General features: G+C 69.3%; 21 protein-coding genes and 1 pseudogene. 16 read left to right on the top strand and 6 right to left on the bottom strand.

Going from position 1 to position 26,763, the window contains the following annotated elements; all coding sequences use genetic code 11:
* The 3 genes from GSF22_RS09230 to GSF22_RS09220 all read right to left on the bottom strand — a co-directional run.
* Positions 1-365, bottom strand: a 365-nt coding sequence (locus tag GSF22_RS09230; protein WP_208812873.1) for a TSUP family transporter, incomplete at its 3' end; no start/stop codon positions are given.
* A complete protein-coding gene (locus tag GSF22_RS09225; RefSeq protein ID WP_208812871.1) occupies positions 362-703 on the bottom strand; it encodes a rhodanese-like domain-containing protein in 342 nt (113 codons plus the stop codon). The genes GSF22_RS09225 and GSF22_RS09230, both read right to left, overlap by 4 nt.
* Positions 700-1,521, bottom strand: a complete 822-nt coding sequence (locus GSF22_RS09220) for a GntR family transcriptional regulator (protein WP_208812869.1) — start codon at positions 1,519-1,521, stop codon at positions 700-702. The genes GSF22_RS09225 and GSF22_RS09220 overlap by 4 nt, the downstream gene beginning before the upstream one ends.
* Positions 1,522-1,619: 98 nt before the next feature.
* Between GSF22_RS09220 and GSF22_RS09215 the strand changes: the two genes are divergently transcribed.
* The 14 genes and pseudogenes from GSF22_RS09215 to GSF22_RS09150 all read left to right on the top strand — a co-directional run bounded on the left by GSF22_RS09215 (position 1,620) and on the right by GSF22_RS09150 (position 18,834).
* Positions 1,620-2,978: an MBL fold metallo-hydrolase gene (locus tag GSF22_RS09215; RefSeq protein ID WP_187692054.1), complete on the top strand. Its 1,359-nt coding sequence runs from the start codon at positions 1,620-1,622 to the stop codon at positions 2,976-2,978.
* A gap of 71 nt (positions 2,979-3,049) precedes the next feature.
* Complete coding sequence (locus tag GSF22_RS09210; RefSeq protein ID WP_208812868.1) at positions 3,050-4,255, top strand: NAD(P)/FAD-dependent oxidoreductase; 1,206 nt, start codon at positions 3,050-3,052, stop codon at positions 4,253-4,255.
* Positions 4,256-4,270: 15 nt separating this feature from the next.
* Positions 4,271-4,627 (top strand): DsrE family protein, encoded by a 357-nt coding sequence (locus tag GSF22_RS09205; RefSeq protein WP_187690160.1) that lies wholly within the window; start codon positions 4,271-4,273, stop codon positions 4,625-4,627.
* Between the two features lie 881 nt (positions 4,628-5,508).
* A complete protein-coding gene (locus tag GSF22_RS09200; RefSeq protein WP_208812866.1) occupies positions 5,509-7,275 on the top strand; it encodes a hypothetical protein in 1,767 nt (588 codons plus the stop codon).
* A 192-nt stretch (positions 7,276-7,467) separates the two neighbouring features.
* Positions 7,468-8,258, top strand: a protein-coding gene (locus tag GSF22_RS09195; RefSeq protein WP_208812875.1) for an IS5 family transposase whose coding sequence is annotated in 2 segments (ribosomal slippage) — positions 7,468-7,804 and positions 7,804-8,258 — 792 coding nt in all. Because the reading frame shifts where the segments join, the coding sequence is not laid out codon by codon here.
* A 185-nt stretch (positions 8,259-8,443) separates the two neighbouring features.
* Positions 8,444-9,745 carry a D-arabinono-1,4-lactone oxidase gene (locus tag GSF22_RS09190; RefSeq protein ID WP_208812864.1) on the top strand — a complete coding sequence of 434 codons (1,302 nt, stop codon included), beginning with the start codon at positions 8,444-8,446 and terminating at the stop codon, positions 9,743-9,745.
* Between the two features lie 149 nt (positions 9,746-9,894).
* Positions 9,895-11,997 carry an NAD-dependent DNA ligase LigA gene (ligA, locus tag GSF22_RS09185; RefSeq protein WP_208812862.1) on the top strand — a complete coding sequence of 701 codons (2,103 nt, stop codon included), beginning with the start codon at positions 9,895-9,897 and terminating at the stop codon, positions 11,995-11,997.
* A 543-nt stretch (positions 11,998-12,540) separates the two neighbouring features.
* Positions 12,541-13,605: a saccharopine dehydrogenase family protein gene (locus GSF22_RS09180; RefSeq protein ID WP_208812860.1), complete on the top strand. Its 1,065-nt coding sequence runs from the start codon at positions 12,541-12,543 to the stop codon at positions 13,603-13,605.
* 4 nt (positions 13,606-13,609) lie between these two features.
* Positions 13,610-14,191, top strand: coding sequence for a TetR/AcrR family transcriptional regulator (locus tag GSF22_RS09175; protein WP_208812858.1), 582 nt, complete (start codon positions 13,610-13,612; stop codon positions 14,189-14,191).
* A complete protein-coding gene (locus GSF22_RS09170) occupies positions 14,191-14,799 on the top strand; it encodes a hypothetical protein (RefSeq protein WP_208812856.1) in 609 nt (202 codons plus the stop codon). Before GSF22_RS09175 ends, GSF22_RS09170 begins: the two co-directional genes overlap by 1 nt.
* Positions 14,800-15,215: 416 nt before the next feature.
* Positions 15,216-15,849 (top strand): annotated as a pseudogene (locus tag GSF22_RS09165) (IS6 family transposase).
* A 117-nt stretch (positions 15,850-15,966) separates the two neighbouring features.
* The gene (locus GSF22_RS09160; RefSeq protein ID WP_208812853.1) at positions 15,967-17,178 is read left to right on the top strand and encodes a sensor histidine kinase; all 1,212 of its coding nucleotides are present in this window, start codon (positions 15,967-15,969) and stop codon (positions 17,176-17,178) included.
* Positions 17,175-17,840, top strand: coding sequence for a response regulator transcription factor (locus tag GSF22_RS09155; RefSeq protein WP_208812851.1), 666 nt, complete (start codon positions 17,175-17,177; stop codon positions 17,838-17,840). Before GSF22_RS09160 ends, GSF22_RS09155 begins: the two co-directional genes overlap by 4 nt.
* Before the next feature lie 94 nt (positions 17,841-17,934).
* Entirely contained in the window at positions 17,935-18,834 is a 900-nt protein-coding gene (locus GSF22_RS09150; protein WP_208812849.1) for a CPBP family intramembrane glutamic endopeptidase, read from the top strand.
* Positions 18,835-19,407: 573 nt separating this feature from the next.
* Here GSF22_RS09150 and GSF22_RS09145 read toward each other — a convergent pair.
* The 3 genes from GSF22_RS09145 to GSF22_RS09135 all read right to left on the bottom strand — a co-directional run bounded on the left by GSF22_RS09145 (position 19,408) and on the right by GSF22_RS09135 (position 22,042).
* Positions 19,408-19,704 carry a hypothetical protein gene (locus tag GSF22_RS09145; RefSeq protein WP_208812847.1) on the bottom strand — a complete coding sequence of 99 codons (297 nt, stop codon included), beginning with the start codon at positions 19,702-19,704 and terminating at the stop codon, positions 19,408-19,410.
* 211 nt (positions 19,705-19,915) lie between these two features.
* Positions 19,916-20,374, bottom strand: coding sequence for a hypothetical protein (locus GSF22_RS09140; protein WP_208812845.1), 459 nt, complete (start codon positions 20,372-20,374; stop codon positions 19,916-19,918).
* Positions 20,375-20,449: 75 nt separating this feature from the next.
* Positions 20,450-22,042 (bottom strand): hypothetical protein, encoded by a 1,593-nt coding sequence (locus GSF22_RS09135; protein WP_208812842.1) that lies wholly within the window; start codon positions 22,040-22,042, stop codon positions 20,450-20,452.
* Positions 22,043-22,159: 117 nt separating this feature from the next.
* On the opposite strand from GSF22_RS09135, the gene GSF22_RS09130 reads away from it, so the two are divergent.
* Positions 22,160-22,969 carry a hypothetical protein gene (locus tag GSF22_RS09130; protein WP_208812840.1) on the top strand — a complete coding sequence of 270 codons (810 nt, stop codon included), beginning with the start codon at positions 22,160-22,162 and terminating at the stop codon, positions 22,967-22,969.
* A gap of 7 nt (positions 22,970-22,976) precedes the next feature.
* Entirely contained in the window at positions 22,977-26,636 is a 3,660-nt protein-coding gene (locus GSF22_RS09125; protein ID WP_208812837.1) for a protein kinase domain-containing protein, read from the top strand.
* The last annotated feature ends 127 nt before the right edge of the window (positions 26,637-26,763 follow it).

Here is a 26,763-nt window from a genome sequence, read left to right as displayed (position 1 = left end):
GGTTCGTGGCGGGCGCGGGCGAGCATGCCGATCGCGGCGAGGGTCATCAGGGCGGCGAAGCCGAGGAGCAGGATGTGTGGCTCGACGTGCCGGTTGGCGGCGGTTCCGGCCACGGCGGCGGCGATCCCGGCGACACCGAACGCGATGCCGGTCGGCCAGCGCACGTGGCGGGAGCGGGCGTGCCCGACGGCGCCGACGACGGCGGTGAGCCCGACGATGATCAGGCTGCTGGTGGTGGCGTCCTGTGGGTTTTGCCCGAGCAGGTAGACCAGGGCGGGGACGGTGAGGATGGCGCCGCCGCCGCCGAGCGCGCCCAGGACCGCTCCGATGAGCAGTCCCAGGCCGGCGGCGGCGAACAGGATCACGCCACTGTCCCCTCGCGGCCGTCGTCGGTGCGCACGGGCAGTCCGGCCTGGGCCCAGGCGGTCATGCCGCCGGTGAGGTTACGGGCGTCCAGGCCGGCGGCGAGCAGTTTTCCGGTCGCGATGGTGGAGCGTTTCCCGGAGCGGCAGACCGCGATGACGGGCCGGCCGGCGGGCACGTCGGCGGGGTTGAGGGAGCCGAGGGGCAGGTGCAGGGCGTGCGGGGCGTGCCCGGCGGCCCATTCGTCGGGTTCGCGGACGTCGACGAGGGTGACAGCGCCCTCGCTGACGAGTTTCTCGGCGGTGGCAGCGTCGACGTCGGTGACTTCTGGTGTGGTCATCGGGGCTCCGTGAGGGTGGCGGCGTGCGGACGGCGACGTGGCCGGGGTGCGGGTCCGGTGACGTCGAGGCGGTAGCCGGTGCGGGCGGTGAACGCGGCGGTGACGCTGAACCGGTCACCGCGTACGAGGGTGGTGCGCCATTCCAGGGGCCGGCCGTGGTGCTCGGAGAGTCGTTCGATGGCGAACGCGGCGACGGTGTCGTCGATGCCGAGCTGGGTCCGTTCGGCGTGGGTGGGTATCACGGCGCGGATGTTCTCGCGGCCGCCGGTGAGGCGGATCCCGCAGCGGGCGGCCAGTTCGGTGTAGAGGGCGGTGTGGGTGAAGTCGGCGTCCAGCAGGGGCGCGGCGATCTGGGCGGGCAGCCACACCCGGTCCACGGCCAGAGGTTGCCCGTCGGCCAGCCGCAGCCGTTCCAGGTAGAGCAGCGGGGTCGACTCCTCCAGGCCCAGGCGTACGGCGACGACCGCGTCGGCGCGGACGTCGAGGCGGCGTACGACGCTGTGCTGGTCCTGACCGGCGGCTTCCACGGCGGCGAACAGGCTGTACAGGGCGCCGAGGGGCTGTTCGATCTCCGCGGTGCCGGCCAGTCGTGGCTGGCGCCCGCGTTCGGCGACCACGACGCCGTCGTCGCGTAGCCGCCGCAGCGCCTCGCGGACGGTGTGCCGGCTGACCGCGTACTGCTCGATCAAGACCAGCTCGCCCGGGAACGCTGTGGCGAACTCGCCGGTCTCGACCCGGCGGCGCAGATCGGCGTGGACCTGCGCCCACAACGGCAGCGCGCTCGCCCGGTCCACCCGCGCGGGCCCTGACTCGCTCATCCCCGCCCCGCCTTCGTCTCGTCGCTCTACTTGACGTTCACCTTGACTCCACGTAATGTACGGACATTCGGACTCGATGGCAAGGTGGGGGTTTCGTCGTGGTGGACGTGGCAGTGGTACAGACCAACGAGCTCGGCGACCGCAGCTACATCGCCCACGACGGGCAGCTCGCGATCGTGATCGATCCACAGCGTGACCTGGACCGTTTGCAGGCGGTACTGGACGAGCACGGGCTGCGCTGCGCGATGGTGCTGGAGACGCACATCCACAACGACTACGTCTCCGGCGGGCTGCAACTGGCCCACCAGCACGGCGCCCCGTACGCGGTCAACGGCGCCGACGAAGTCACCTTCGACCGCCAGTCGGTGGCGGACGGTGATCGGCTCGACGTCGGGGACATGCAGATCCAGGTCGTGGCCACCCCGGGACACACCGACACCCACCTCAGCTACGTGATCACCGGCGGCCACACCCCGGCCGCGGTATTCACCGGAGGATCGGTCCTCTACGGCAGTGTCGGGCGCACCGACCTGATCGACCCGGCCCGCACCGAGGAACTCACCCGGGCGCAGTACCGCTCCGCGCACCACCTCGCCGGTCTGCTCGACGACGACGCGCGGATCTTCCCCACCCACGGGTTCGGCAGCTTCTGCTCCTCCGGGTCCGCCGCCGGCGGCCAGGACAGCACGATGGGCCAGGAGAAGGCTCGTAACGACGCGCTGACCGCACCGGACGAGGACACGTTCGTGGCGAAGCTGGTCGCCGGTCTGACCGCCTACCCCGCCTACTACGCCCACATGGGTGCCCGTAACCGCGACGGCGCCGGCCCCGTCGACCTGTCCCCACCGCACCAGGTCAACCCGGCCGAGCTGCACAAACGCATCAGCGCCGGCGAGTGGGTGGTCGACCTGCGCGACCGCACCGCGTACGCCGCCGAGCACCTGAGCGGCACCATCGGTATCGCCCTGGGCCAGCAGTTCGCCACCTACCTCGGCTGGCTGATCCCCTGGGGCACCAGCCTGACCCTCATCGGGGAAAACCCGCAACAGATCGCCGACGCCCAGCGCCAGCTGGTGCGCATCGGCATCGACCGCCCCGACGGCAGCGCCGTCGGGACCCCGCAGGACCTCGCCGACGGCCACGACCTCCGCGGCTACCGCCGCGCGACTTTCGCCGACCTCGCCGCCGCCCAACAGGCCGGCGACCCGGTCACCGTCCTGGACGTACGCCGCGACGACGAACGCGCCCACGGCAACGTGCCCGGCTCCACCCACCTGCCGCTGCACTCACTGCTCAACAACCTCGACAAGGTGCCGCCGGGACCGCTGTGGGTGCACTGCGCCAGCGGCTTCCGCGCCAGCATCGCCGCCAGCCTGCTCGACCGCGCCGGCCACGACGTCGTGCTCATCGACGACGAGTACGCCACCGCCGTCGACTCCGGCCAGGCCACCGGCTAACCCCTACCCCCACCGGTTCACGCCGACGGATCGTGTCCGCCGACGACCTCACACCCCATGGAGGCACCGTCATGAGCACACCCACCATGCACCACCGCATCCTGATCATCGGCGGCGGCAGCGCCGGCATCGACGTCGCCGCCCGGCTACGCCACGCCCAAGCCCCCGACGTCGCCCTGCTCGACCCCGCCGACACCCACTACTACCAGCCGCTGTGGACACTGGTCGGCGGCGGCTGCGCACCCGCCAAGGAAAGCGCCCGCCCGCAGGCGTCGGTCATGCCCAAAGGCGTCGCCTGGATCAAGGACTCCGCCACGGCGATCGACGCCGACAACCAGGTCGTCACCACAGGCACCGGCGCCCGGATCAGCTACGACCACCTCGTGGTCTGTCCTGGCATCCAACTGGACTGGGGCAAAATCCCCGGCATGGCCGACGCCATGGACACCCCGGCGGTCTCCAGCAACTACACCTACGCCACCGCCCCGAAGACCTGGGAACTGATCCGCAACCTGCGCTCAGGCACCGCCGTGTTCACCATGCCGGCCGGGCCGATCAAATGCGCCGGCGCCCCGCAGAAGATCGCCTACCTCGCCGCCGACTACTGGCGCCAGCAAGGCGTCCTGAACGACATCCGGGTCGTGCTGGTCCTACCCACCCCCGGCATGTTCGGCGTCAAAGTCTTCGCCGACGAACTCGAACGCGTCGTCGCCCGCTACGGCATCGAAGTGCACAAGAACAGCGAACTCGTCGAAGTCGACGGCGCCGGCCGCCAAGCCATCGTCGTGGACCACGCCGACGACAGCAAACAAGCCATCAGCTACGACCTGATGCACGTCGTCCCACCCCAGTCCGCCCCCGACTGGCTCAAGGCCACCAGCCTCGCCGACCCCGACAACCCGGCCGGCTACGTCCAGATCGACAAACACACCCTGCAGCACACCCGCTACCCAAACGTGTACGCCCTCGGCGACGCCGGCAACAGCCCCAACTCCAAAACCGGCGCGGCCATCCGCAAACAAGCACCCGTCGTCGCCCGCAACCTGGCCGCCACCATCAAAGGCCGGCCACTACCCGCCTCCTACGACGGATACGCGTCCTGCCCGCTCACCACCGCCCGCAACAAGATGCTGCTCGCCGAATTCGACTACACCATGCAACCCGCCCCGAGCATCCCGTTCATCGACACCACCCACGAACGCACCGACATGTGGTACCTCAAGCGCTACGGGCTACCCGCCCTGTACTGGAACCTCATGCTCCGCGGCCGCGCCTGACCGAAGAGAGACCCGTTGACCAGCCCACCGGCACCGCCGGGCGTCGTGATCCACCTCAACGACGCCGACCCCGACCACCACCAGGCCGTCCTGCGCAACATCAACAATCTGCGCGCCGAACTCGGCGAGGACACCCCCACCGAACTGGTCGCCCACGGCCCCGGACTCGACATCTGCCGGACATTGACCCCGCACGCCGCCGCCGTCACCGCCCTGATCACCGAAGGCGTGACGGTGGCGGCCTGCGCCAACACCATGCGCAGCCAGCACCTCACCGCCGAAGACCTGATCGACGGCGTCCACATCGTGCCCGCCGGTGTCGCCGAACTCATCCGCAAGCAACGCGCCGGCTGGTCCTACCTCAAGCCCTAACCGGCCGAACAGAACCGTCAGAACGGCACTTTCGCGCGGTGCGCCGCGCTCACCGCGCACACGGCGCGACGCCATAAAGCCCGAAAGCCACCCATAGCCGCGCCATCGGGAGAAGACACCCGAGCACGCGTGGGCTGGACAGAGGAAACAGGGATCGTTGACATCAGCGGGAAGTCCTCAGCTCGCGGTCGACAAGGCCGGAAGGCGCCGCCGGGCGATACCGGTCGCAGACCGGTCAGCCGCAGGCGACGCCGGGCATACACAGCCGGTCATCGACCGCCAGACCCGTCACCGCGATCAGGCACATCGTGAAGATGTCACCAACCGGGGCGGGAACCGACGTCATAGCGACCAGCAAAGCACCTTGCCGTGGCTATCGGCAAACCAATCCCAGAAATGCTACGGCGCGGAGATCGCCGAACGCGTTGACACGGATGCCGCCGTGATCAGGAACGCCGCATGACCGTGGACGACATCACCGGCCTCGCCTGTCCCACGCACCGCCTCGCAGCCCGTACAACCGAGTCCAAACCGCCACAAATCGGGCCGAGCTGCTGCCCGCCTTCCTTTAGCGGCGGGCGCGGCGCAACGCGACGATATTGTCACCTACCTCTCACTTATGCACTTTCCGTTACCGGCCGCTCGTGGCGGGGAACGGGCGTCCGCGGTGTGCCCGCTGCACCCCGGCAGACCGCGCCGCGTGCCTGCAGGCGGTCGCCGCGGCCGTCGCCACCGTGGACCCCGGCATACCCGCTCACCTAATCGAGGAAGCCATACGTGCGTCGGCACCCAAGCCCCAGCAGCTGCGACGGCTCGCCTGGGCCGTCACAGAACGCCCAGACCTGCTCACCGGATCAGGGCACGACGCGCCCACCCACACGGTGCTGCTGCTCATCGACCACCTCCGCGCACGAGGAGCTACCCGCATTCACCCGCCCGAGTGCCCCGGTTGCCGGCGCACTGTTGCGCTGGTCGAATACCGCGACGGAGTGCGGGTCTGCCACACCTGCGCCGGCAAGTCCCGTGAAGTGGAATGCAGCCGCTGCGGCAAGGTTCGCGAACCGTCTGCCCGCGATCTGCAGGGACGCCCGCTGTGCCGGTATTGCAACGCGACCGACCCGGCGAACCTGAAGCCGTGCGTGCGCTGCGGCCGGCACCGTCGTGTTCACGCCCGCACCGACGACGGGCCGGTCTGCGCGGCGTGCCGGACACCGCCACCGATGCAGGCGTGCTCCATCTGCGGCCGCCTCGCGCACTGCGAAACCTCGAAAGCCACGGGCTTGCCCTGGTGCGTGCCCTGCCGAAGCAGGCGGATGAGGTGCACCGGCTGCAGCCACGTCCGGCTCGTACGCAGCGGCACGATCGACCGGCCGCTGTGCGCGGCCTGCACCCGGGCCGAACCTGGTTACTGGCTGAGCTGTCCCCGCTGCGGCGTCTCCGGCCAGCTCACGGCCGCCGTGTGCAAGCGCTGTGCGCTCACCGACCGGCTTGACCAACTCCTGGCCGACCACACCGGCGCGATCCCCGCCCCGATGCAGGCACTACGTGACTTCCTCGTGGCCGGCGACCAGCCCCAGAACGTGTCGGCCTGGCTGAATCGCCAGCCCCGTGCCCGCTCCCTACTGTCCGACCTCGCCACCGGCCGCACCCCGCTCACGCACGACACCTTCGACGCGCTCGAGCCCGACAAAGCCGGGCGGTACCTGCGAGAACTACTCGTCGGCGCGGGAGCGCTGCCGCCCCGCGACGAACTCCTGGCCCGGCTGGAACGGTGGCTGCACGCCACCATCGACGCCATCCCCGACCCGGCGCAGCGGCACCTCGTACAGCAATACACGGTATGGCACCTGCTCAGACGGCTCCGCCGTCGCGTCGCAGGCACCCACGCCAACACCAATCAGTGCAGCGCGGTGCGGGACCAGACCCGCGCTGTCATCAGCTTCCTCGACCTGCTCAGCGCCAACCACCTGACCTTGGCCACCTGCGCCCACACCCACCTCGACCGGTGGCTGGCCGGCGGCCAGATCCGCCACAGCAAGGCAGTCGGCGCCTTCCTACGCTGGGCGAACGCCAACAAGCTGACAGCGGTCTACCTACCCGTCCAGCAGTGGGGCGGGCCAGGTGCTCCCATCGACGGCGACCGCCGGTGGGAGATCGCCCGCCGGCTCCTTCATGACCACACCATCGACCTGGCCGACCGCGTCGCCGGACTTCTCGTGGTCCTCTACGCCCAGAACGCCGCCGACGTCAGCCGGCTCACCCTCGGCCACCTGCAGGTCACCGACGACAGCGTGCGGACACGACTCGGCGACCGGCCCATCGAGATACCCGAACCGCTCGCCACGCTGACCCGCGAACTAGTCACCGCCAGAACCCGCTCCCACACCCACGTAGGCAGCCAGACGTGGCTGTTCCCCGGCCGGCTCGCCGGGCGCCCCATCACCGACGGCGCGCTCCGTGACCGCCTGGCACGGATCGGTATTCACGTCACGCAAGCGCGGACCGCAGCACTGTTCCAGCTCGCCACCGAACTGCCCGCCGCGATCCTGGCACGCGTACTCGGCATCGACATCAAAGGCGCAGTCCGATGGCAACGCGCCTGCGCCGGAGACTGGACCACCTACGCAGCCGACGTCAGCCGACGGTGACCTCGGGGTCGCCGATGTCAATGTGATCCCGCATGGCGCGACGCCTTGATCGAAGACGGGGCCATGATCCTTTCCAGGTGATCCCGCCGGGCAGTGCCATTAAGAACCCCTAACTAAATGATGTTGGGGCGTTACCGGGTGACGTGAGGATCGTTCTGTCTGAACGTGGGAAGGGGTGAGCAGCCTCCGTGGATCGTGTCGGACGCGTTGTGGGCCGAGATTGCGCCACTGCTGCCACCCCGGCCCGCGCGTCGGCGTCGCTACCCCGGACGTAAGCCCCTGGACGACCGCAAGGTGTTGTGCGGGATCCTGTTCGTGCTCTACACCGGTATCCGCTGGGAGTACCTGCCCCAGGAGCTGGGGTTCGGTTGCGGGATGACCTGCTGGCGGCGGCTGCGGGACTGGAACAACGCCGGGGTGTGGCAACGGCTACACGAGATCCTGCTGGCCAGACTGCGTGCCGCCGGGCAGTTGGACATGTCGAGGGCGGTGATCGACGGCTCCCACATCCGGGCGCTCAAGGGCGGCCCAAAACCGGTCCGAGTCCGGTCGACCGCCGCCGTCCGGGCTCGAAACACCACGTCATCACCGATGCCGGCGGTATCCCCCTCGCGGTAACGCTGACCGGCGGCAACCGCCACGACTCCACCCAACTGGTGCCGTTGCTGGACAAGCTGCCAGCGGTCGGTGGGCGACCCGGCCCGCCACGACGGCGCCCCGACCGGCTGTACGCCGATCGGGGCTACGACTACCCCCGTCACCGCCGTGAGGTCCGCAACCGGGGTATCACCCCGGTCATCGCCCGTCGTGGTGTCGCCCACGGCTCCAGCCTCGGCACCCACCGCTGGGTGGTGGAGAGAACCTTCGCCTGGCTGCACTGGTTCCGCCGCCTCCGCATCCGCTGGGAGATCCGCGACGACATCCACGAAGCCTTCCTCACCCTCGCCTGCGCCATCATCTGCTGGCGCCGACTCCAAAGTTAGGAGTTCTAAAAGGCGGACTGCCGGGGCGCGGCGCGAGTCCCCGCAAGGGCCCGCGCGCCCCGCCTTCAACTGGGGCGGCGCCTGCGGGGACACGACAGCTTGTTCGAGTACAGGCATTCCGGCACCAGGGTGCGACGGGCACTCTCCGCCCCTGATGCAGGCCGAGATTACTGAGGACTCTCCCTATGACTCTCACCAACTGGGGTGGCAACGTCACCATCGCCGGCCAGGGCGGCTGGACGCGTATCACGTCCCTGGAACAGCTGGAGTCGATGCTGACGCGCGAGGAAGGAACATTGCGCGTCCTCGGGTCCAGGTTCACCTACCCGGCACAGCTGCGGTGCCCGGACGGGACTCGCGGCATCCTCCTCGACCTCCCCGGCCGCAGAGTCGGTGAGCTGCGTGGCGAGGACCTGTACGTCACCGGAGACACGCTGCTCGAAGACGTATGGCGGGCGTTGGACAGCCACGGTCTGGAGCCGGCCGCATGCCCGCCCGTGATCACGAGTCAGACGGTCGCCGGTGCCCTCGCCACCGGCACCCACGCCCAGGGTCTGTCCGGCGGCACCTTCTCCGACTGTGTGGCCGCCGTCGAGCTCATGGACGGTACTGGCACCTTGCACCGGCTCACCCGCGCTGACGCCGAGTTCGACGCGGCCGTGCTCAACCTCGGGTGCCTCGGTGTGGTCGTCGGCGTGGAACTTCTCGGTCGACCGGCAGAGGTTTTGCACTGCACCCGTTTCACCGCAGCCGAGGACAGCCTGCCCGAGCGCTACGCTGCCTGGAACCGCGAATCCGTGGCCGCCAAGAGCTGGTGGTTTACCGAGCACCAGGTCGTGCACACCTGGATCACCCACAACGACAGCTGGACACCTACGGCCTCCGAGGCCCAAGATCCGGCTGACCTGGACCGCATTGTGACCAGCACCCGCCGCCAACTGATGGCCGACATCGGCGACGGCCAGGGCCGGACGCCGGCCACCCAGACGCTGAAAAAGTTCCTCGGCGCGAGAAACTCTAAAGGGACACTTCACGAGATCTTCAAAAACGGCATCCCAGCACCGCAGTTGAACATGGAGATCGCCGTTCCCCTGGACGCCGTCCCCGAGGCGTACGCCCGCCTCAAGGAAGTCCTGCACGCCTCTCCCTACAAGCTGCACTACCCCGTTATCCTGCGTACCACCGGCCCGGCCCGCGGCCACCTGAGTCCCGCGCAGGCAGTCCCGGCCACCTACTTTGGCTTCGTGTCCTACATGACCGCCGCCGGATTGATCACCGCCGCGCGTCCACTGTTCGACGACATCCAACGCCTGCTCTACGGTCTGGGCGGCAGGCCGCACTGGGGCAAGTACTACACCCCGGAGCTGCTGCCCGCCTTCAACACCGACGGCTTCCCCCGGTTCCGGCAGGCTCTCAGCAGGTTCGACCCGCACCGACGCTTCGAGAACGACACCTTCTACCGCACGCTCGGGCTCTCCCCGGCATGATCCGAAACGCATCGACCGGCGCCGTTCAGCCGTCATCGTCCGCCGGGCCAGCGGACGGAACCCCACCCGACTGCGTCCCTGCGGCACCAGGGGTGAATCACACCAGCGCCACCGCCGTACTGTCGGTGGCAGTCAGCAGAATGGGCGGCATGACGAAGCCTCCCGCAACGGCGCCTGCTGTCGACCTCGCTGATGAGGCCGCCTACCTTGAAGCCGTCGCGCAGGCGCGGAAGGCCGCCGATGCCTACTACGGCTCCGGCGAGTCAGGTTTGGACGACGAGACCTACGATCGGCTGCTGCGCGCCATCACCGCCTGGGAGGACGCGCACCCCGGGCAGGCTGCGGCCGACTCCCCGTCGCAGCAGGTCGCGGCAGGAGTGACCGCTGGCGACGTCACGCACACCGTCGCGATGCTCAGCCTGGGCAACGTCTTCTCCGACGAGGAGCTGACGGCGTGGGCGGTCTCGTTGCAGCGACGGCTGGGCGGAGCGGCAGTGGCAGGCTGGGCGGTGGAGCCCAAGCTCGACGGTGTGGCCCTGGCGGCCCGCTACCGCGAGGGCCGGCTGGCGCAACTGGTCACCCGGGGCGACGGGACGACCGGGGAGGACGTGTCCCACACGATCGGGGACATCATCGGCCTGCCCCTGACCCTGACCGAACCGGTCACGATCGAGGTACGGGGCGAGGTCCTCATGACCGAAGACCAGTTCGCCGCCGCGAACGAGCAGCGGACCGCGCACGGCGCCACAGGCTTCGCCAACCGCCGCAACGCCTCCTCGGGATCACTACGCGCCAGGGACCGGGCCTACCGGGTCGGGCAGACCTTCTTCGCCTACGCCGCACTGACCGACCCGGCGCACACCGACGACCCCGGCCTCGCCGGGCTCACCCACACCCAACTCGTCGCCCGCCTGGCCGCCCTCGGACTGGGAACGACGGCCGACACCCCGCTGGCCACCCGGGCCTACGCGACCCTTGACCAGGTCGTAGATCGGGTGCGTGAGATCGGCGCCCTACGGGCGGCACTCGACATCGAACTCGACGGTGCCGTGATCAAGGCCGACAGCCCCGCCGACCAGCTCCGGGCCGGGACGGGCTCCCGCACCCCGCACTGGGCCACCGCCTTCAAGTTCCCGGCCGCCCAGAAGATCACCGTGCTGCGCGCCGTGCAGTGGAGCGTGGGCCGCACCGGCGTGATCGCCCCACGTGCTGTCCTCGACCCCGTGGACGTCGCCGGGACCACCATCACCTACGCCACGTTGCACAACCCGGCCGACATCGCCCGTCGTGGCCTGATGCTCGGAGACCACGTCGTCGTCTACCGGGCCGGTGAGGTCATCCCCCGCGTCGAAGGCGCGGTCGCCGGCCTCCGCACCGGCACCGAACAACCTGTCGACTTCCCCGAACTGTGCCCGCGCTGCGGCGGCGACATCGACCGCGGTCAGGAACGCTGGCGCTGCGAGCGGGGACGCGCCTGCGGGCAGAAAGAAGCGATCCGGTACGCCGTCGCCCGCGACGCGCTCGACATCGACGGCCTCGGCGAGAAGATCATCGTGCAGCTCGTCGACAAGGGGTTGATCGAGGACTTCGCCGACCTGTTCACCCTCACCCGCGATCAGCTGCTCACCCTCGACCGCATGGGGACCAGGAGCGCCGACAACCTCACCGCCGCCATCGAAGCCGCCAGGACCAAACCCCTCAACCGCGTCTTCTGCGCCCTCGGCGTCCTGGGCACCGGCCGGTCCATGTCCCTGCGCATCGCCGCGCACTTCGGCTCCATGCGGGCCATCCGAGACGCCGATGCCGTCGCCCTGGCACAGGTCGACGGCATCGGCAACGAGAAAGCCCCCGTGATCGTGGAGGAACTGGCCAGCCTCGCCCCCGTCATCGACAAGCTCGTCGCCGCAGGCGTGAACATGGACCAACCCGGCTTCGCTCCCCCCGCCCCCACAGACGCCGAGGCCGACACGGAGACATCCACCCAGAAGGCGAACATCGGGCTGCCGCTGGCGGGAATGACCGTGGTGGTAACCGGCGCGATGACCGGCCCCCTCTCACACCTGTCCCGAACCGAGATGACCGAGCTGATCACCAAAGCGGGAGGACGCGCATCCTCCAGCGTCTCCACCCGCACCCACCTCGTCGTCGCCGGCGAGAACGCCGGCAGCAAACTCACCAAGGCCCAGGCCCTGGGCATCGAAACCATCACACCCGAGGAACTCGCCCAACGCCTCGCCGAGCATCTGACGTGAAGTTCTTGGCACGAGAAACGGTGGGGCACGTCGGCGGCGACGTCTGCCTCCGATGATCTCTCCCGACAGGCGGGTCGCCGTACATGTCACACCGCGGCCCGCCCGGGAAGGCCTTGCGGCCCAACGGTCCTTTCCATCGTGGGCCCGACCATGCCGTCTGATCGCTTCGATGGTGTGCGCCGCCGTAGGATCTGGTCGATCTGCTCGGCACGGACCGGCAAGACTCGGGGTGACGTCTCGCCGAGTCGTCGGTGCAACGTGCCGACCTGTTGGGCGGCTTGATCCACGAATACGAATGCCGCCGTGCTGCTTGAACTTCCGGGCCGCTCGATCTCACCTACAAGGAGTTCGAGCTCTTCGCCCGTTTCCCGCCTGCACGACCTGCTGGTCCTCGAAGGTCGGAAGCCAGCACGCCGAACGGCCGCCGCCACCGGGCCCGAACTCGACGCTCCGCGGCAAGTCTCGTCGTTGCGGAACGCCAACCTCTGTTGACGGGCAGCGCACGAAAACCTATGTTAGTGAGTATTCACTTTAGGAGTTCGTATGGCTCGGGACTGGATCCTCTACGGTGCCTCCGGAGTTACGGGTGCCCAGATCGCGGAGGTTGCGGTACGCCGCAGGCACCGGCCGCTGCTTGTCGGTCGAGCCGCTTCGCGGCTCGCTCCACTTGCCGAACGGCTGGGACTGGAGTGGGCCGTCGCCGACATCGCCGACGAGGCGGCGCTGGCCGTACTCGTCGGGTCGGCGCCGCTGACCCTGCTCGCCGCGAGCCCATTCACCGTGACCGGTCCCCCGCTGCTGCGGGCCTGCCTCGCCGCTGGGGTGCATTATCTCGACATCGCGAACGAGCCGGGCGTGTTCGAGACGGTGTACGGCCACGACCAACAGGCCCGCCGACGGGGAGCGGCACTGCTGCTCGGGGCCGGCTTCGGGGTTACCGCCACCGACCCCCTCGCCCGCCACGTCGCCGACGCCCTGGCCGACGCCGACCGCCTCGACCTGACCTATTGCCTGTACACGGCCGGCACCAGTCCGGGGGCGCACGCCAACGCCCTCAGCGCGCTGGCCAGCGGCGGACAGGTGCGCCGGACCGGGCGGCTCGTCCCGGTCGGACTCGGCGCCAGCGTGCGCCGGGCGGAGCGGCCCGGCGGCGACGCGACCGTCTTCGCCGCTCCGCTCGGTGACCTCGCCGCGGCGTACCGCACGGCCGGCATCGCCGATATCACCGTGGAGACCGCCATCGCTGCGCCGTCATGGCTGGCCCGGCTGGCCCTACCGGTACTGCCGGTCGTCGCGCGCAGCCGCGCGCTGCAACGCCGCGCCGCGCGCGCGACCGGCAAGACACTTCCTCTCAGGGACCCGAGCCGGCGCACCTACGTGCGGGCCCGCGCGAGCGCCGTGGACGGGCGGTCGGCCGAGGCATGGCTGGCGACCGGGAAAGGGTACGCCTTCACCGCCGAGGCGTCGGTACGGGCGGTCGAGTCAGTGTTGGCCGGTCCCGCCGCCGGTTCGCACTCACCCGGTGGTCTACTCGGCGCCGACTTTCCTCTCGACATCCCCGGCACACGCCGGTTCGGCCCGCCGGCCACGATCGATGGTCGAGGATAGCCCGATGCCACGCATCAGCCAGGAACCCGCCATCCTCGACGCCGCTTTGTCCTGCTTTGCCGAACGCGGATACGACGCCACGCGCGTCAAGCACATCGCCGAGCGGGCCGGGGTCTCCGAGGCCGCCCTGTACCGGCACTATCCGTCCAAGGAAGCGCTCGCCCAGCACCTGTACAGCCAGCACCTCACCTACTACGCCGACCGGTTGACGGCGATCGCCGACAGCACGCACCCACCGGTCGACAAGCTCGTCGAGGTCGTCCACTCGGTCCTTGCCGTCTACCGGCGACAGCCGGATGCGTTCGTGTTCACCCTGCTGAGCACCGGTACCTTCATGCCGCAGTTGCCCGAGGGCGTCGCCTACCCGATCGACATCGTCGAGCGCATCGTCACCGAGGCCCAGGACGCCGGCGTGGTCCGCGAGGGCCAACCCAACCTGCTCAGCGCGATCCTGCTCGGCTGCGTCCTGCGCCCCATCATCCTGGCCACCCTGTCCCGTCCCGGAGCGCTCGATCTGCTCGGCGACACCCGACACGACCTCGTCATCGAACAAGCTGCCATCGCTGCGATAAGGAGATTCCCGTAATGCGCCTCACCCGCCTCGCCACCGGCCGCAACGTACTGCTGTCGGCGCTCGCCTTTGTCGGTGTCTTCGCTGTGATGACCGTCGCGGTCACCGCCTTCTACGATGCCACCGGCGCCGGCATTCTCAACCTCAACGGCGCCCGCAACGCGGCCGCCCCTCGCGGCGGCTACACACCCGACGTTGCCTACACCTGGCTGACCGCCTACGGTGCCGATGGGCGCATCAACCATCTGCTCATCCTTCTCTTGGACGTACCGCTGATCCTGTCCGCCGTTGCCTTCACCGCCCTAGGCCTGCGCTACGCCGCCGTCCGCCTGGGCGCGCCAGCCCGGCTCCGTGCCGCGTTCACCGTGGTGGCCGTCGCCGGTGGTGTGCTCAACGCCGTCGAGGACGCCGGTGTGGCCACGCTGCTGCTGAGTTACCCGCGCCGTCTCGACGGCCTCGCCTCCACGGTCGGCACGGTCGGCGCCCTCAAGTCCGGTGCCTACAGCCTTGCCCTGCTCTGCACCGTGGTCGCGCTCTCGGCGAGCGCGGTCTGGCGCCGCCGGCAAGGCACCACAGCCCCAACGGGTGATGTTGAAGGACGTGAACGCGTTCACGCAGAGTGAACGCCCTGGACGGGCTAACCTGTTCGTGTGTGCGGCTTGCCCGGACCGGCCCGATGACCACCGGTTCGACTGCTCGTGACCTGACGGCCGGCCGTTCCGCACCGTGTACCGCATGTTGGACTGTTCGCCACCCACGACCTCGCCGACCTGACCCCACGCCGGGGGAGGTCCTCAACCCGTCCGACTACTACCAACCCGGCGGTATCACCCGGCTCCTCGACCACCACTGGACGGTCCTGGTCAACGAGATCCGCCTACGAACCGGGCCCGTGCCCGCAGGCACCCGTCACACCCACGAGGCCGTCCTGCGAGCCCGTCGATCTGTCCATCGCCGGTCACCGCATTGATGTCGACGTCGTCCGAGCTAGTCCCCGTCGACGTCATCAGCGTTCGTCGGGCTCCGGTTCCCACCCGAGGTGATCGTGCTGGCGGTCCGTTGGTACCTGCGTTTCAACCTCTCGTACCGGGATGTGGAGGATCTGCTGGTCGAACGCGGTGTCGAGGCCGATCGTGTAACGGTCTACCGGTGGGTGCAGCAGTTCACCCCGCTGCTGGTCGACGCCGCCCGGTTCGCTCGTCACTCACCTGGGACCCCTGGCACATCGACGGGACCTACGCCAAGGTCAACGGCATCTGGCGATACGTCTACCGCCGTTGACCAGCATGGTCAGGTCATCGACATGCTCGTATCGGCGCGTCGGGACGCCGCCGTAGCCCGGCGATTCCTCCACCGGGCGCTGACCACGCTGAAGGTCACGCCCACCGAGGTCGTGACCGACGCCGCTCCCGCCTACGTCAGGGTGTTGGACGACCTGCTCCCGTCGGCGTGGCACCACATCGAGCGGCACGCCAACAATCCGACCGAGGCCGACCACAGCCAGCCAAGCACCGGCTCACACCGATGCGCGGGCTCCGCACCGACCGCACCGCCAGGCGGTCGTCACCGGGCACGCCTTCGGGCAGAACCTCACAGGGACACTACGAACTCGCCATCGACATCCGCCCGCGTTGCGGGTGGCCGCCTTCACCGAACTCGCACGAACGATCTGACCATCTGACCAGTGCCCGTCGGCGCAGCTCGGCGCCCTCACCAATCCGCCAGTGCAACAGCCCCGACGTGAACTGACTCGAAGCTGAAGCAAACGTCCAGTACGAGACAATGGCATCATGCAGATCCGACTATCCGGCGAAGACTACGCGTGGCGGCTGTTCGTGCTGCTGTCCGCGACTGTCCTTCCGCTCGGAACGTTGGCCCTGCTCGTGGCCATGGCGCTCAGCGGGGCGGACACGGTGTCCCTCGTGGCGGTGGGAGTGGCGGCGACGGTGCTGCACGTCACGGCGTGGGGGGCGACTTCGCAGCCTGTCAGGGCGTTCGTGGCGGCGGCTCTTGCCATGGTGGTCTTGGCGCTCGTGCCGATGCCGGGCTGGTCCAGCGGGGTGTTGACCCCGTCGTCTTTGTGCTTCCTGCTCGTCTTGTGGCGGCTGGTCGCCGTGGGGCCGAGTCGGTGGGTGGCCCCGGCGCTGGCGACCGCGGTCGCGGGCGTGGCGCTCGCTGGGATGGCCTCAACGCTCCGCGAGCCGGCCGGTGCGCGGTTGCCGCTGTGGATGCCGGTGCTGGAGGTGATGCTGCTGCTGGCCGTGGTCGTCGGTGTGTGGGGTTTCGCGCGCGTTGTCCGGGCGCAACGACAACGCTCGGTGGCCCAAGCAGCACAGCGGCTTGCCGTCGCCCGGCGCGCCGAGCGCGCGGAGATCCGTCGGGACCTGCATGACGTCATCGCGCACTCGCTCACCTTGGTTGTGGCACAGGCGGAGGCAGCGCGAGTCGGCACTGCTGAGCATGAAACTGAGCGGGCTCTCGCTCAGGTGGCAGACACGGCTCGCGCGGCCCTGTTGGGTCTACGCGGGATGCTGCGGGTACTCGATGCTGCTCCGCTCGCGGCGGGTGACATCGTCCCGTCCCTTGATGGGCTACCGGCGCTGGTCGCGGCGGCGGCGACACCATTGCACCGGGTGACGCTGACCCAGCACGGGGACCGGCGGGCGATGCCGGCCGATGCCGAGTCGGCGCTGGTGCGGCTGGTGCAGGAGGGCATCACCAACGCACTGCGGCATGTCGAACCGCCGCTGAGCGTGACGGTGCACGTGGACTGGAATGTCGAGCTGGACGAGGACGGGGGTGGCGACGTGGTGCAGGTGCGAGTGCAGGACGACGGCGGTTCGGGACCACGGACGGCAGGGGACCCCGGGATGTCTCCGGGCACCGGTTCCGGGCTGGCGGGTGTGGCGAGGCGGGTCGAGGCCGCAGGCGGTGAGCTCGCAGTCGTGCGCGGGAAAGGCTGGACCCTCTGCGCGCGGCTGCCGACAGTGGGTACGCCGTGACGCCACCGGTGCGGGTGCTGCTCGCCGACGACCAGGCCCTGTTGCGCTTGTCGCTCGCCACCGTGCTGGGAGCCGACGAGCGGATCGAGGTGGTCGGCGCAGTCGGCGACGGCCGTGCCGCTGTCACAGCGGTGCAGCAGTGCTCAGTCGATGTGGTGCTGATGGACATCCGCATGCCAGTGCTGGACGGCATCGCCGCCACCGCGCAAGTCGTGCGCCTCAGCCCGCGCACCCGCGTGCTGGCCCTGACGACGTTCGACCTGGACGAGCTGGTCCTGGCCGCACTGCGCGCCGGGGCCAGCGGATACCTGACGAAGGATGCCCGCCCTGCGGCGCTCGTCGACGCGATCTGCGACGTGGCTGCCGGCAGCTCGGCGTTGGCGCCCGCGGCGGCGGCTTGCCTGGTGGAGCACGTGCGGCGGACGTCAGCGCCCCGGCCCCAGGCGGTCACGCAGCTGTCCCCCCGGGAACGGGAGGTGTTCGACCTGATCGCTGCGGGGCGGTCGAACGGTGAGATCGGCGCGCAGCTGCACCTGACGCAGAACACGGTCAAGACGCACGTGCGCGCGATCTTGACCAAGCTCGACCTGCGTGACCGGGTGCACGTCGTGATCTTCGCCTACGACAACGGTCTGGCCGGCCCACCTCACCCCGCGGGGTGAGGGCCACCCGCCGGCCGGGGTGATGCGGCGGCCGGTTCCCCGCTGCCAGGCTCGACGGCGAGGGTCACCGTGACCCGGCGAGGAGATCATCACCATGACCACACAACGGAGCCGCACTTCCGAGGGCGCCGTCACCGGCAGGACCGAGGCGACCTCGTCCACGGCCCGCGACCCGCGACGGGTCCTGGCGTGGTTCGCCGGGACGTTGACCTTCATCACGGCAATCGTCCTCGCGCCGCTGTTCGCCAACGACGCGGACGCCGACACCTTCAATGCCACCGTCCCCTTCCTGTCCTGGGCGCCGGCATTGTCGGCGTTCGTGGCACACCTGGGCACCGGTCGCCGCACGTCCTTTCTGAACTGGTCGGCGCTCCGTCCGTTGCGCACCGGACGCGTGCTGCGCACCAGTGCGCTGATGCTCGCGGTATTCGTGGCCATCCCGGCAGTGATCACGCTGCTGTCCTTGGCGCTGGGCGTCGTCGACTGGCAGCCGAGCGAGCAGGCGCTGCGCCTGGTGCCGCTGATGCTGCCACTAGCCCTGGTAGGCATGCTGACGGTTACGGGCGAGGAGATCGGATGGCGCGGCGCCCTTCACACGAGTCTGGCTCGCTACGGACTGGTTCGCGCGAGCGTCTCGATCGGCGGTCTGTGGGCGCTGTGGCACCTGCCGTTGCTGCTCGGGTACCACCTCGACGGAGCGATGGCTGGGCGGGAGATCGTCGCCACCACGGTCAACCTGCTGTTCGCAGCGCTCGTGCTGAGCGCGGCGCGGGCGCTGTCGGCATCGGTCTGGCCGGCGGCGTGGGCTCACGCGCTGCTGAACACCACTCTGGTGTTCACCTCCTCCAATCTTGTCACCCCGGCCTCCGAGCTGACCGACGGAGCCTTCTGGATGCTCCAGTTGGTGACCTGGATCGTCATCGGCTGCGCGGGCGCGTTGCTGCTCCGGGCGGCTACTCAAAGCGCCGCGCACCTCACGCCGACTCGCTCGTAGGGGAGGAACAGATCGCCTCGTCACCAGAGGACGGACCCGCTACACCTCGGCGATGGGTTTCGTGGTTGTCAGCAGGTCAGGCAGATGCCCGGTCGGTGAGGCGCGCGAGCAGGTCCCCAGGTGGCAGGGCAACCTCACACCGGCCGTACACTGCCGTGACTGGGTCGACAAGCGGTGGATGGAGACCGAAAATTCAACTGACGTCTGAGGTATCGCTGGTCGCCCTACTCGCTACGAGCGCTGCGGATCGCCCGTGAGCTTGTCGAGGGAGAGACAACGGTCAGCGGTGCCTGTCTCGGCTCCATCACCCACGCCGTGCGTCTTGGCCGACATGACTAACCCGGACCGAGACGTTCAAGTGCGGCGCATCGACCAGCAGGTCGGCGAGTCGCGTAAGAGGCGACAGGACTTCGCTTCCGGCCGCGTGCGGCTGGCAACTCTGGAGGAGATGAAGCAGCAACTGCGCGAGATCGAAGTAGATCGCCCGCGCCGCCCACAGGCGCTGCCCTACGAGCAGCCACCTGGCGGCGCATCAGATCATCGTTCAGAAAGAGGCCAATCGGCGCCCCTCGGTTACGGCAGGGCGGCGTTGGCTATTGCCGCGTCGAAACGATCGGCGAGAACGAGAAACTCCTCAGCCCATCCGCTAGATAGCGAGACCTCCTGGATCGGACCTGTCGGCGCGAACAAGATCGTGAGCATCAGCAGTGGCGGATCGCCGGCACGAACCGCAGCACTCAGCTCCTCGACTTCCTGCAGCGCGGCATCCGCATCAGGAAACGACGACCACGAGAAGTCATTGCCTTGCCGCGTCAAGATTGCGTGCGTATCCGTGAGCACGGCCATCAACGCGTCAGTGTCAACGCTCATGGTGCCGAGCCTCCGTCCGAGGTGCGTTGGCGTCCACATGAGTGCGCAGGTGCGTGAACGGTCCGGTCGGTGAAGCGGTCGTCGATGCGCAGCAGGTAGCTGGTATCTGGGCGCAGTCATGTCAAGCTCGTAGCGATGGTGAACGGGCATCAGCGCGAACAGGTGCCTGACTTTCTGTTCGTGTCACCGGGCACCGCGATTTGTCCGGTGGTCAGTAGAATCCCCCGCGGGCTCGTCGGTGATCGGCAGCCAGGGCGGGCGCGGGTGTGCGCGAGGGCTCGACAGGAAAGCCGGGACGTCGCTGGCGTCGGCGGGCGGCGTGCCCAGCCGCCCAGTCGCAGATCCGTATGGCTCGGTCGCCGTGCAGCGAGCCGGTCTCCTCCAGGACTCGCAGGGCGGCCGACAGTGAGATCGGCTGGCCGGCCGTGTACGTCGGGCTCCAGGCCGAACGCGTACCGTCATCCGCCCTGCGATAGGCGTCCAACGCCGCGAGCACGCCGTCCGGCCCGGACGGGCCGCCGAGGAGGAACGCGAAGCGGCGCTGTTCGAGTACGCCGTCCGAGGTCCACAGTATGCGCCCAGGACTGCCGATCATGGTGTCGTCGATCCGGATTCCATCTCTCTTGACGATAGGGCGGCACCTCCCGGCTGTCTTGAACAAGTCGGCCATGTCCGGGGTCGTCGAGGGCTCTATTGCGGGACGCTGTGGCTCGCTCGACCTGTACCGCCGGGTTGTCGTCGTGGCTCAGCCGGTGAGCAGGCCGGCCAGGTCGAGTTGGTTGACTGCGGTGTGTACGTCGGCGTCGGGCCTGTCGGTGAACAGCGCGGCCACCTGGCCGACCGTGGCGTGGTGGCTGATGGCCGCGCTGAGCAGCGCCCGGCACTCCCGCGCCGTACGCGGACCGGTTCGGTTGACCATCGCCTGGAGGGTCGCGTCGAAGGTCCGGACGTGAGGCATGCAGGCATCAAGTTCGCCGAGGGTGTCGGTGGTGCCTCGGTGCCACCGGCCGTCGGCCCACCACCAGCAGAACGTCAGCAGGCCGTTGCGGTTGCGGGTGTTGAGGACGCTGTCCGTGACCCAGGCCGGAGCTCCTGTGTAGAGGTCGGGCAGGCGTGCACCACGGTTGTAGGCGGCCTCCAACAGTGCGGAGTTCCATCGTCCACCGGAAAGCACCGCGCGTTCGCCGGGGAGCAGGAAGAGGACGGATCCGTTGCGTTGGCCGTCCTCGTACCACGCGTGGCCGGGGAAGATGCGTGGCCCCAACTCCATTCGGAGGCCGGCTTCAATCGCCGAGAGCACCGCCCAGCGCGCCCAGACCTCCGAGAGCGGAGGAACCGAGTCGGCGGCCACAGCGCCACGATCAGCGGCGGCGGCCGCGGCGGCCGCGACAGCGGCCCGGCCGGGGTCGCGGCCCTGCGCGTCGGGTCCGGCAACGTACCCGGCGAGCCATACCGGCAGGCGGGTACGCGGATACTGCGCCAGGTCGTTGCGGTAGTGCTCCGGAAGCATCAGTTGATCGTCGGGAAAGGGCTCGTCGCCGTAGTCGTAGTCGTAGTTTACAGTCGTCTCGCCGCGGTTCGTGACAGTCAACAGCGGTCGCCACCAGGGACCGGCCGGCATCCGCGCGGCAACCTCGCGCTGGCGGCGGATCAGCTCGCCGATCGGATTCGGCACTGGTACGAGCCCTGATCGGCCGTGCACCCAGAAGCGCAGCTGGGCGATTTCAGCGGAGACGGTGTACGCGAACTCGGCCAAGAACCGGTCCCAGCCGGTGGGACCGAGCTGAGCCAGCTGCTGCACGATCGGGTCGATCAGCCGGGAGGCTTCGGCTGCGGTCCCGGCGTTGTCGGTCGGGGCGTCGACGATGCTGAACCCGCTGATCACCGGCGTGTTCTCGGACGCGGCCTGGTTGAACAGTCGCTCGAACTCGGCGGCGAACTCTGACTCGTCGGAGCCACCGCATCCGCCCCCGCTCCGGAGCTCGACCTCGATGAACTGGCCATAGGCATGCTGCGGCGGTACCGAGGACGAGACCTCCTCAATACGCCCGGAATCACCGATGAGAAACACCGACCGCCCCACCGGCATGTCCAGGAAGGCCATCGGATCGCTCTCGTCGATGTCCACCGGCGCGTACACGGCCCAGCCCACCTCGAAACGGTCTGCCTCCAGCCCTTCCGTGGGGTAGTCGATGTCCTGGGACCTTATCCATTCCACCACCAGCGAAATCGCTCGCGCCTCATTCATCCGTGTACCCTCCCCTGCCCCGGATCGGGGACGCCGTGACCGTCGTCGCCGCCAGAGCGGATCTCCTCGCGGCGTCCGGCGAGTCCTCAACAGCGAGCCACGGCACGCCCGGAGTCCTCCTTCGGAGGCGACATCGCAGCACACAATGACCGGGACCGGTCCCGAACCGGATGGATTAACGTGCGGTGGGCCGGAGGGGAGTGCGAGGTGGCGATGAAGGAGTTCGTGTCGCAGGTGTTGCCTGCGTCCACCCGCAGCCTGGCCGGCGGGGTGCCGCCGGCGCCGCCGGGCACGATCTTCGCGCTGGCCGCCGGTGGCGGGTTCGCGGTGCCGCCCCGGAAGTTCACGCTGCACTTCGGTCGCGACAGGGACGACGTCCATGTGCCGATCGGCCTCGACGATCCCTATGTCAGCCGACTTCACGGCATCATCGTGGGTGACGGGCTGGAGTGGCGAATCCGCAACAAGGGCAAGCTGCCGCTCCAACTGTCCGGTGATGCGATGCTGCTGTCCGGTCACGAACGGCTGATCGAAACAGGTTACAACCCGCTGTTCATCAGCTCCCCGAAGGGCCGGTCACATCTGCTCGAGATCTACGTCGTCGGGTTCCGGATCACCGACGCCCACGTCGAGCAACGCAGCCGGACGAAGATGCCGGAGGTCTACGACCTGAGCCTGGCGGAGCGGCTGGTACTGACCGCGCTCGCGCAGCGGTACCTGCGCCACGAGCGCTATCCCCAACCCGTGTCCTGGAACCAGGTGGCCAGCGACCTCAACCAGGTACCGGACGGCAGGCAGTGGACGCCGAAGACCGCGGCGCACCTCGTCGCCGCGGTACGCGAGCGCCTGGCCGAGGGCCCCGATCCGATTCGCGGGATCCGGCGCGAGGACGGGGTCGGCGAACCGGTGGGCAACACGCTGAACCACAACCTGATCCAGGCGCTGCTGCTCAGCACCACGCTGATGCCGTCGGATCTGCGCCTGCTCGGCGAGGAGCAGGACGAGGAGCAGGGGTGAGCGCGCAATGACGTGGCAGGTCGGCGAGGTGATCGATGGCCGGTACCGGGTGACCCTCGTACACGAGCAGGGCGGCATGGGCCTGGTGTACCGGGTCCAGCACCTGGCCTGGGGCATCGACCTCGCGGTGAAAAGCCCTCGGCCGGAGCTGTTCTGGCGACCGAAGGATCAGCAGCGGTTCATCGCCGAGGCGGAAACGTGGGTGTCGCTGGGCCTGCATCCGCACGTGTGCAACTGCTACTACGTCCGGGTGCTGGACGGTGTGCCCCGGGTCTTCGCCGAGTACGTCCCCGGCGGCAACCTGTACGACTGGATCAGAAGCCGGCGGCTGTACGACGGTGATCCGACCGAGGTGACGGCCCGGATCCTGGACGTGGCGATCCAGACCGCGTGGGGACTCGACCACGCGCACAGCCGTGGCCTGGTACACCGGGACGTAAAACCGGCCAATGTGCTGCTCGACATCGAGAACGGCGCAGTCACCGCGAAGATTACCGACTTCGGCATGGCCCGGGCCCGGGAATTCCCGATCACGGTCGGCACCGACGCGCCGGCCGGCGCCAGCATCCTGGTGCCCGGCGGCAGCGGAATGACACCGTTGTACGCCTCGCCCGAGCAGGCCGCGGGGGAGATGGTGGGGCGGCGTACCGACATCTACAGCTTCGCTGTGTCACTGCTGCAGATGTGCGCCGGCAAGGTGACCTGGATGACGGGTGCCGCCGCGGGGGCGGCGCTGACCGGTCTCCGCATGGACGCCGCGGCAGGCGCCGTCACCATCTCGCCGGCCCTCGGCGACCTGCTCGAGCGGTGCCTCCGCCAGGATCCCGCCGACCGGCCGAGCGCCATGCCCGACGTCGCCACCGAGCTGATCGACATCTACCAGGCGGTCACCGGTCACGCCTACCCGCGGGCGGCACCCGCCATGGCCGACCTGCTCACCGATGAACTCAACAACCGGGCGGTGTCGCTGCTCGACCTCGACCGGCCGGACGAGGCCGACCAGGCGTTCGCACAGGCGCTGGCGGCCGACCCACGCAACGCGCGGGCCATGTACAACGCCGGACTGATGAAGTGGCGCCGCGGCGCGGTCACCGACGACGCGCTCCTCGCCGAGATCGAGGCGACCCGCGCGGACACCAGTGATCCCTGGGAGGTGCGGTATGCGCTCGCCCAGATCCACCTGGAACGCGGCGACCTGGGTACGGCCCGCACGCTGCTCGACGAGGTGGCCCGTGAGCGACCGGACGAACGCGAGGTCATCAAGGCCCTGGACCTGACTGCCTCCCCCGAGCTCATCGACGCGCGCTGCACCCGCGAGTGGCAGGTCCCCTGGCCCCGGCGCCAGCGTGACCTCTACTCGGTCGGCGCGGACCCTTACCGGATCCCGCTCGCCGTCACCCCCGACGGACGGTTGATGCTCTCCGGCGGCTGGGACGGCGCGCTCAGACTCTGGGACATCCACAGCGGACGGTGCGTACGGACACTCGGCCGGCACCGCCGGCCGGTGCACGCGGTCGACCTCACGCCGGACGGACGCTGGGCCGTCTCCGTCTGTGAGGACGAGTCCGTGTGGTTCTGGGAGCTGACCAGCACCCGCTTCCGCAGCTCGCCCAAAGGCCGCCGCCTGTACGCCAGCCCCAACCCGCCGAACTGGGACAGCGGCGACCGGATCGGCGAACTCGCCCTGCGCGTCGACCGCACGACGGTCCGGCTGACCCCCGACGGGCGCTGCGTCCTCTACGCGGGCCTGGACGGCGTGCTGCGAATCTGGGACACCCCCGGCCGACGGACGCGGACGCTCGACGAGGCCGCGGCCGGACGGTTGGTGTCGACGAGCGCCGACGGCCGCTGGGCACTGTCGGTCGGTTGGCGCGGGCGCGAGCAGGAGCGGGAGCGTGTCGTACGGCTGTGGGATCTGGCCGACGGGCAGTGCCGGCAGGAGTTGACCCCGCACGAGTCGGGGGTGACCAGCCTGTGTTTCAGCGCCGACGGTCGTTACGCCGCCACCGGATGCCACGGCGGCACGATCCGGGTCTGGGATCTCGGCGATGGTCGCTGCGTACGCGTTCTGAAGGGCGGAACCACGCCCGACACCCTTTCCCTCGACGCCGGTGCGCGACTCATGATCTCCGGCGGCGACGGCCGCAGCATCCGGCTGTGGGAACTGGACAGCGGACGGTGCCTGCGGACGTTCGGCGCTCACCAGGGCGGCACCACCCTGGTCCGGCTGGAAGCCGACGGCCGGTCCGCGCTGTCGACCGGACAAGACAGGACGGTACGGCGGTGGGAACTGCCCGGCCGGTACCGGGGCACGCCGCGACTGAGCCGGCCGCGCCAGCACCTCGAATTGAGCCGGCTCGGCGGCCGGGTGGACTCGCTGGTGGCCGAGGCGGAGCAGGCGATGGCGGGCGGCCGTTTCCCGGCGGCGCTCGACCTGTTGCGGCAGGCGCGCTCGATCGAAGGGTACGAGCGCGCGCCGCGCCTCATGTCCGCTTGGTGGGCACTGGGCCGCCGCAGCGTGCGCACGGGTCTGCGATCGGCCTGGTCGTCACGACTCCTGACGGGGCACACCAGGTCAGTGCAGGCCGTGGACCTGTCCGGTGACGGCAGAATCGGGCTGTCCGGCGGCAGCGACGCAACGGTCCGGGTGTGGGACCTCGACGCGGGTACGTGCCTACGGGTTCTGGAAGGCCACCAGCACATGGTGGAGTCGGTCCGCCTGAGCGACGACGGACGGCGGGCACTGTCCTCCAGCCGGGACGGCACCGTTCGCCTGTGGGACCTCGACACCGGCAACTGTCTACGCATCATCGAGCGCAACCGAGGGCTGATGCACCGTTCATCGCCGGTGCGGTTCAGCCCCGACGGCACGCAGGCCGTGGTCGGCGGTAAGGACGGCACGATCCGATACTGGGACCTGGAGACCGGGGCTCCCGTCAGGGAACTGAGGGGCAGGGTCTGGGGCATCGACGACATGTGCGTCGGTGATGACGGCCGTCTCGTCGTGACCGCGAAGGGCGGCGAGGTCGAGGTGTGGAGCCCGGCGGACGGCGGATCCGTGAGCCGGTTGCGGAGGGAGGGGAGCCGCCTTACCGCCGGCCGGATGCGTACCGTGTCGCTCAGTGCCGACGGAGGGTCCGTGATGGCCGGCGACGACGACGGCTTCCACCTGTGGAACGTCGTCACCGGGAAGATCACGCGGACGTTGGATGGGTCGCCGCCCCGTGGACTTCACACGGTCCGGATGACCGCTGACGGACGCTTCGCCGTGTGCGCCGCATTCTGGTCACCCATCGAGGTATGGGACATCCATAGCGGACGACGCGTACGGGTCCTCGACGGGCACGAACAGGGTGTCAGCTGCCTAGCGCTGACGCCCGACGGTCGCTTCCTGCTGGCCGGGAGCGGTGACAACCTGCGGCGCTGGGAGCTCGACTGGGAGCTTGAGGCCCGAGCCGCGGCCGACTGGGATGACGGCGCGAAACCGTACCTCGAAATGTTCGTGCGCCGATACGGTCCGCAACGGACAAACTGCAACGTCGACGTCCTGCTGCGACGGTTGCAGGACGTCGGATACGGCTGGCTGCGCCCCGACGGCGTGCTGGCCCAGCTCGACCGCATGGCGGCCGACATGGCGACCGGGCATCGGTCCGAGGTCGGACACTAACTTGATCTTTAACCTGCGGCGTGGTGGCATCGACCCCGGCTGATCATGGGGACAGCCCTTGATCGATCATTCCTCTTGTCTAGGGAAGAAGATCGCAAACCAAGGGCTGTCTGGTGATCAGTGTGCA

This window comes from Micromonospora echinofusca, assembly GCF_017614955.1.
Classification (GTDB): Bacteria; Actinomycetota; Actinomycetes; order Mycobacteriales; family Micromonosporaceae; genus Micromonospora; species Micromonospora echinofusca_A.
The sequence above is the reverse complement of the archived record's forward strand: the minus strand, read 5'-3'. Positions and strand labels throughout refer to the sequence as shown.

What these genes read in the sequence shown, in the direction of transcription:
- GSF22_RS09140 (WP_208812845.1), bottom strand. Translation starts at nt 20,374, where the DNA reads ATGGCCGACTTGTTCAAGACAGCCGGGAGGTGCCGCCCTATCGTCAAG.
- GSF22_RS09125 (WP_208812837.1), top strand. Translation starts at nt 22,977, where the DNA reads ATGACGTGGCAGGTCGGCGAGGTGATCGATGGCCGGTACCGGGTGACC.
- GSF22_RS09175 (WP_208812858.1), top strand. Translation starts at nt 13,610, where the DNA reads ATGCCACGCATCAGCCAGGAACCCGCCATCCTCGACGCCGCTTTGTCC.
- GSF22_RS09145 (WP_208812847.1), bottom strand. Translation starts at nt 19,704, where the DNA reads ATGAGCGTTGACACTGACGCGTTGATGGCCGTGCTCACGGATACGCAC.
- GSF22_RS09160 (WP_208812853.1), top strand. Translation starts at nt 15,967, where the DNA reads ATGCAGATCCGACTATCCGGCGAAGACTACGCGTGGCGGCTGTTCGTG.
- GSF22_RS09210 (WP_208812868.1), top strand. Translation starts at nt 3,050, where the DNA reads ATGAGCACACCCACCATGCACCACCGCATCCTGATCATCGGCGGCGGC.
- GSF22_RS09225 (WP_208812871.1), bottom strand. Translation starts at nt 703, where the DNA reads ATGACCACACCAGAAGTCACCGACGTCGACGCTGCCACCGCCGAGAAA.
- GSF22_RS09220 (WP_208812869.1), bottom strand. Translation starts at nt 1,521, where the DNA reads ATGAGCGAGTCAGGGCCCGCGCGGGTGGACCGGGCGAGCGCGCTGCCG.
- GSF22_RS09180 (WP_208812860.1), top strand. Translation starts at nt 12,541, where the DNA reads ATGGCTCGGGACTGGATCCTCTACGGTGCCTCCGGAGTTACGGGTGCC.
- ligA (WP_208812862.1), top strand. Translation starts at nt 9,895, where the DNA reads ATGACGAAGCCTCCCGCAACGGCGCCTGCTGTCGACCTCGCTGATGAG.
- GSF22_RS09170 (WP_208812856.1), top strand. Translation starts at nt 14,191, where the DNA reads ATGCGCCTCACCCGCCTCGCCACCGGCCGCAACGTACTGCTGTCGGCG.
- GSF22_RS09150 (WP_208812849.1), top strand. Translation starts at nt 17,935, where the DNA reads ATGACCACACAACGGAGCCGCACTTCCGAGGGCGCCGTCACCGGCAGG.
- GSF22_RS09190 (WP_208812864.1), top strand. Translation starts at nt 8,444, where the DNA reads ATGACTCTCACCAACTGGGGTGGCAACGTCACCATCGCCGGCCAGGGC.